The sequence below is a fragment of the Streptosporangiales bacterium genome (assembly GCA_009379955.1).
In the GTDB taxonomy this organism is placed as follows: domain Bacteria; phylum Actinomycetota; class Actinomycetes; order Streptosporangiales; family WHST01; genus WHST01.
Genome location: WHST01000202.1, coordinates 1 through 5601 on the forward strand (window position 1 = coordinate 1; position 5601 = coordinate 5601).

General features: G+C 68.8%; 4 protein-coding genes and 1 pseudogene. 4 read left to right on the forward strand and 1 reads right to left on the reverse strand.

Annotated elements, in window-relative coordinates; genetic code table 11:
• Nucleotides 1-208 precede the first annotated feature (208 nt).
• The 4 genes and pseudogenes from GEV10_31545 to GEV10_31560 all read left to right on the forward strand — a co-directional run bounded on the left by GEV10_31545 (nt 209) and on the right by GEV10_31560 (nt 4087).
• Nucleotides 209-837 (forward strand): annotated as a pseudogene (locus GEV10_31545) (IS256 family transposase).
• A 366-nt stretch (nt 838-1203) separates the two neighbouring features.
• On the forward strand, nt 1204-2205 hold the full coding sequence (locus tag GEV10_31550; protein MQA82937.1) for an iron chelate uptake ABC transporter family permease subunit: 1002 nt from the start codon (nt 1204-1206) through the stop codon (nt 2203-2205).
• Entirely contained in the window at nt 2202-3299 is a 1098-nt protein-coding gene (locus GEV10_31555; GenBank protein MQA82938.1) for an iron chelate uptake ABC transporter family permease subunit, read from the forward strand. The genes GEV10_31550 and GEV10_31555 overlap by 4 nt, the downstream gene beginning before the upstream one ends.
• The gene (locus tag GEV10_31560; GenBank protein ID MQA82939.1) at nt 3296-4087 is read left to right on the forward strand and encodes an ATP-binding cassette domain-containing protein; all 792 of its coding nucleotides are present in this window, start codon (nt 3296-3298) and stop codon (nt 4085-4087) included. Before GEV10_31555 ends, GEV10_31560 begins: the two co-directional genes overlap by 4 nt.
• 6 nt (nt 4088-4093) lie before the next feature.
• Here the strand turns inward: GEV10_31560 and GEV10_31565 are convergent, their stop codons facing one another.
• Nucleotides 4094-5074 carry an ABC transporter substrate-binding protein gene (locus GEV10_31565; GenBank protein ID MQA82940.1) on the reverse strand — a complete coding sequence of 327 codons (981 nt, stop codon included), beginning with the start codon at nt 5072-5074 and terminating at the stop codon, nt 4094-4096.
• Nucleotides 5075-5601 lie beyond the last annotated feature (527 nt).

Genomic DNA, 5601 nt, shown 5'->3' on the forward strand with positions numbered 1-5601 from the left:
CCGCCAGGCCGGCCTCGAGCAAGCCCGGCTACACCGGCTTGCCACCCACCGCCAAGAACGACAGACTCAACCCACCCAGAACCCCGACGATGTTGGCTAATCCAACGCCAAAGTGCGTCACGAAGTCAGAAACACGTCATGAGAAGGCCATCGTGTGATTGGTCAGCGAGACCACGCCAATGGTTCACGCGGAAGGACACACCACACGATGGCTCTGGACAAGTCTGCCCTGCTCGAGCTGCTCGAGGCGGTGAGGGGCGCGGATGTCGAAGACTGGATCAAGCAAGCGGCAACGACGATCTACCAGGCGCTGATCGAGGCCGAGCTGATCTCGGTGATCGGTGCCGCCCGCATGAGCGCACCGACGCCCGCACCGCCCAGCGCAAAGGGCATCGCTCGAAGTCGATCGCCACCGTGGCCGGCGATCTGCGGCTGCGGATCCCGAGGCTGCGTACCGCTTCGTTCTTTCCCTCGTTGCTCGAACGGCGGCGGCGGGGCGACCAGTCGTTGTTCGCGGTGATCGTGGAGGCCTACCTGGACTGCACGTCGACCCGCAAGGTCGACGACCTGGTCAAAGCTCTCGGCGCCGACACCGGCATCAGCAAGAGCGAGGTCTCCCGGATCTGCGCTGAGTTAGATGTCGAGGTCGCCGCCTTCCGCGACCGCGGCCTGGCCGAGCAGCCTGTCCGTTACGTCTGCCTCGACTCCACCTACTGCAAGGCCCGCGTCGAGGAACCGAGTCGTGTCCCAGACGTCGTGATCGCGACCGGTGTGGCTGCGGACGGACGCCGGGAGGTGCTCGGCTTCGACGTCGGCGACAGCGACAGCGAGGACGGACCCCACTGGCGAGGCTGCGTTCGACCAGGAACCGGTGTTGGCGGTATTCGTCCTGCCAGGCCGGGTCACGGGCTGCGGTGCGGGCAGTGCGCTGTCGTCCAGTTTGGTTTGGTCTGCCGATTCACCCTGGGTCCCGCGGCTTGCCGTCGACAAATCGAACACTGTCGGTCGCGCACGCGACACTTGTTGTTTGGGAATCTTTCGCCGCGCGCCTTCCTCGAACTGGATGACGAACCATCGCACGGCAGTGGGCGCGTTACCCGAACAGGTGACCCGCCAGGGGGCGGTGCACGACCCCGCCACCACCAACCCGGGTTAGGCTGTCCTAACTAGCTGCCGGGGGGAGGCCGAGCAAGGGGTGCGTGGATGGGGCGATGGCGAGCGGGCGGGCTCATCGGGCTCACGGCTTTGCTGTGCCTGGCCGTCCTGCTCGGACTCGTTCTTGGTTCGCGGCCGCTGCCCGTCGGTGACGTTGTCGCGGTGCTCGCCGGGCGAGATGCCGGCGACGCGGCGATCATCGTCTTGGAGCAGCGGCTGCCGCGGACGCTGCTGGGGGTCGTGATCGGTGCCGCCCTAGGCGTCGGCGGCGCGGTCGCTCAGGGCATCACCCGCAACCCGCTGGCTGATCCGGCGCTGTTGGGTGTCTCGGCAGGTGCAGCGCTCGCGCTGGTCGTGGGCTCGTTCGTGTTCGGGATTGCAACGCTGGCGGCGCAGATCCCGGTGGCCAGCGCGGGTGCCGCGCTCGCCGGGTGTCTCGTGCTTGCGCTGGGTACCTACGGTCGCGCCGCGATGACCCCGACCGGTCTGGCGCTCGTCGGACTCGCGCTGTCCGCGATGATCGTGTCGATCATCTCCACCCTCGTTCTCCTCGACGCGCAGACTCTGGACGAGTACCGCTACTGGCTGGTCGGTTCCCTTGCGGGTAAGGGCCTGTCCACGGTCAAGGTGGTCGCGCCCCTCGTCGCGGTCGGGCTCGTGCTGGCTGCGTTCACGGTGCGGGGCCTCGACGCGCTCGCGCTCGGCGACGACGTCGCGCGCGGCCTCGGTGTACGGGCGCGCTGGACGCGCGCTGCGGCGGGCGTCGTGGTGGTCGTCCTCACTGGCACCGCGGTGGCGGCCGCTGGTCCGATCGCGTTCGTCGGGCTCGTCGTCCCTCACGTGGCGCGAGCCCTCACCGGGCCGCTGCACGGATGGCTGCTCGCCTACGCGGCCGTCCTCGGCGGTGGGCTGCTGGTCGTCGCGGACGCGACCGGTCGGGTGGTCGCGTTGCCGAACGAGGTCCAGGTCGGCGTTATCACGGCACTGGTCGGTGCACCGCTCGTGCTCGTGCTGTTGCGGCGTTCCCGGGTGACGGAGTCGACCACGTGACGCTGCTGGCGCAGTCGGGGTCCGACCTCGTCCTCCGAGTGGCACGGTTCAGCGTGCTGGTGCGCCCGCGTGCGCTGTTGGTGAACACCGTCCTCTGCGGTGTTGTGGCGGCGCTGTTCGTCGTTGTCGTCGCGATCGGCACCCGATGGATTCCGATCGATGACGTGCTTCGCGGCACTGTCGGTGTCGCCGACCGGCCGACGAACCTGATCGTGCAGCGGTTTCGGCTCCCCCGCGCGGTCGTCGGGGTACTGGTAGGCGCGGCGCTGGCTGTCTCGGGCGCTCTGACGCAGGCCGCCACTCGTAACCCGCTCGCGGCGCCCGATGTCATCGGCGTAACCGCCGGCGCGAGCTTCGGCGCGGTCGTCGTCCTACTCGCGTTCGGCGGCACGACGTTCGGCTATGGTGGCGCGGCAGCGCAGCTGTCTTCGGTAGGCCTTCCAATAGGCGCGGTCGCCGGAGCGTTCGTCGCGGCCGCGCTAGTGCTCGGCCTCGCAGCCAACCGGCGGTATGGCGCCCCACGGTTCACGACGCGGCGGGTAGTGCTCGCCGGCATCGTCCTGCACGCTGCCTTCATCGGGCTGGTGCACTGGGGGCTGGCTAGCGGCGACGTCGATCAGGCGAGCAAGGCGCAGGTGTGGCTGGTCGGCACGCTGCACGGCCGGGGATGGGAGCACGTAACTGGGCTGGCGCTCGCGCTCGCGGTGCTGATGCCCGTCGCGCTCCTTCTCGGCCACCACCTCGCCGGGCTGCACCTCGGAGAGGCGTCCGCGGCCACCCTGGGCATCCCCGTCGTACGGACGCAGCTGCTGCTGTTCTGCGTCGCGTTCGCTCTCGCCGGCACCGCCGTGGCCGCCGCCGGGCCGGTCGACTTCGTCGCCCTCGTCGCGCCGCAGGTCGCCTGGCGCATCGTCCGCAGTCCCGGTGTCCCTCTCGTCGCCTCGGCGCTCACCGGTGCGGCGCTGCTGCTGGCCGCCGACCTGGTCGCACGACTGCTCGTCCCCGGGCACGAGCTGCCCGCCGGGTCGGTCACCGCGCTGGTCGGCGCCCCCTACCTGCTCTGGGTCATCCTTCGGTCGGAGGGCCGACGATGACCACCTCGTCGCTACGCACACAAGAGCTACGGCTCGCGTACCGGCCCGACCGCGCCGTGATCGACGGTCTCGATCTCACCTTCCCCGGCGGCATGGTGACCGCGATCGTCGGTGCCAATGGCTCCGGCAAGTCGACGCTATTGCACGGGCTCGCGCGGCTGCTGCAGCCCGCCGGTGGTCGAGTGCTGCTCGATGGTCACGACATCCACCGGATGCGCACCCGCGAGGTGGCTCGCCGGCTTGGCCTGCTACCGCAGGCGCCAGTGACGCCGGACGGCATCAGCGTCCGCGACCTCGTCCGGCGCGGACGCCTGCCCCACACCTCGCTGTTCCGGCAGCTGTCCATCGAGGACGAGGCCGCCGTCGACGGGGCGCTCGGCGCCACCGACCTGGCTGCGCTTGCCGACGAGCCCGTCGACACGCTCTCCGGTGGGCAGCGGCAGCGCGCCTGGCTGGCGCTCGTAGTCGCCCAGGACACGCCGTGGCTGCTGCTCGACGAGCCGACCACGTTCCTCGACCTCGCGCACCAGCTCGACGTACTCGAGCTGGTGCGCCGACTTAACCGCGACGACGATCGCACGGTCATCATGGTGCTGCACGACCTGAACCAGGCCAGCCGGTTCGCCGACCACCTAGTCGCACTGCGCAACGGCAATGTCGTCGCGGCCGGTCCGCCGGTGGATGTGGTGACCGACGAGCTCGTCCGCGCGGTGTTCGGGGTGGAGTCGTGGGTTATACCCGATCCGGTCACCGGCACGCCGCTCGTCGTGCCGATAGGCCGCGCTTGACCGAGGTCAGGTGCGCATCGGGTCGACGTCGAAGATCTTCGCCAGATCGTCCATGATGAGGTGCGCGCCCTGGACGCTGACCGACGTCATCCAGATCTCGTCTCGCACTTCGTGCACGTTGCCTGCCTGCACGCCGTCGAGCCGCTTCCACAATGGGTTGCGCAGGAAACGTTCCTTGGCCTGCGTGCCGCCGGAGAACGACGTGACGAAGATGTGGTCGCCGTCGGCCTTGCGGATCTGCTCCTCGCCGATCTCGACGGCGAACTCTTCGACGTCCTGGTCCTTCGGTCGGGCGATGCCCATGTCCTTCAAGATGATGCCGCTGAACGACGCCTTCGCGTACAGCCGGGTCGGCCCGTCGAGGAAGCGGACGAGGGAGACCGTCGGGTTGCCGGCCCTCTTGTTGATCGCCTTGCCAAGCGCGGCGGCGCGCTTCTCGTAGTCGCCGAGCACCTGCGTCGCCTTCTCCTCCTCGCCGAGCGCCTTGGCGAGGAGGCGGATGTTGTCCTTCCAAGTCGGACCGGTGGTCTCGACGAAGATGGTCGGTGCGATCGCGGAGAGCTCGTCGTACAGCGCGTCGTGTCGAACGCTGGCCGACACGATGAGGTCGGGCTCAAGCGCAGTGATCGCCTCCAGGTCCGGCGACTCCAGCGGGCCGACCTCCTCGGTGTCCGCTACGGCGTCGCCGAGGTACGGCGGGAAGCCCTTCAAGTCGCGGTAGCTCGAGATCCCGCCTACCAGCGGGCGATCTAGGGCGACGACGGCCTCGACCAAGCTGTTGTCGAGCGCGACGATCCGCTTCGGCTTGTGGTCGAGCTCCGTCTCGCCCTTGTGGTGCGTGACCGTGTGAGGGAAACCGGACCCACCGCTGCCCGCGGAGTCCGTCTCGGATCCAGCGGTGCCACCGCAGGCGGTGAGCCCTGCAAGCGCGAGGGCAGGTAGCGCGACCGCGACCCGGCGTCGGATCGGTGTGGGCAGCAGGGACATGAGGGACCTCCGGAGAGACTAGGTTAGGTAAGACTAACCTTAGCTAGGCCCTTTGGGTCAACAGTGTGAAGCGGGTCATGGTGGGCGAACGAGACCGCCGTCGACGCCGAGGAGTGTCTGGTGACGGAGTCGTCTATCGGACGCTCGACGCCGATGAGACCAAGACGGCAGCGGGCGGTCGCAGCATCTCGTTGGATGAGCTCACCGCTGGGATGCTCAAGCAGCACCCAGTGCCTTGCGTCGGAAGTTGTTTGCCGCTGCCGGCGTCCAGGTGGGTGCATCGCAAGGCGGAGGAGGTCCCTCGTACTGGACGTACTTGGGATCCTCCGACAACGCAGCGAGGTGCCCGCCTGGGCGTCGGCAGCGGCAAACAACTTCCGACGCAAGGCACTAGTAGTACTTTGTTATGTCGAGTCTGCGGGGGTGGGTGGGCGTGGCAGGACGGGTTGCAGGCAGAGACGGCAAGCGCCGGTCCAGACGCCGAGTAGGGCCTGGAGTTCGCGGAGGACGGCGTAAAGAGTCAGGCC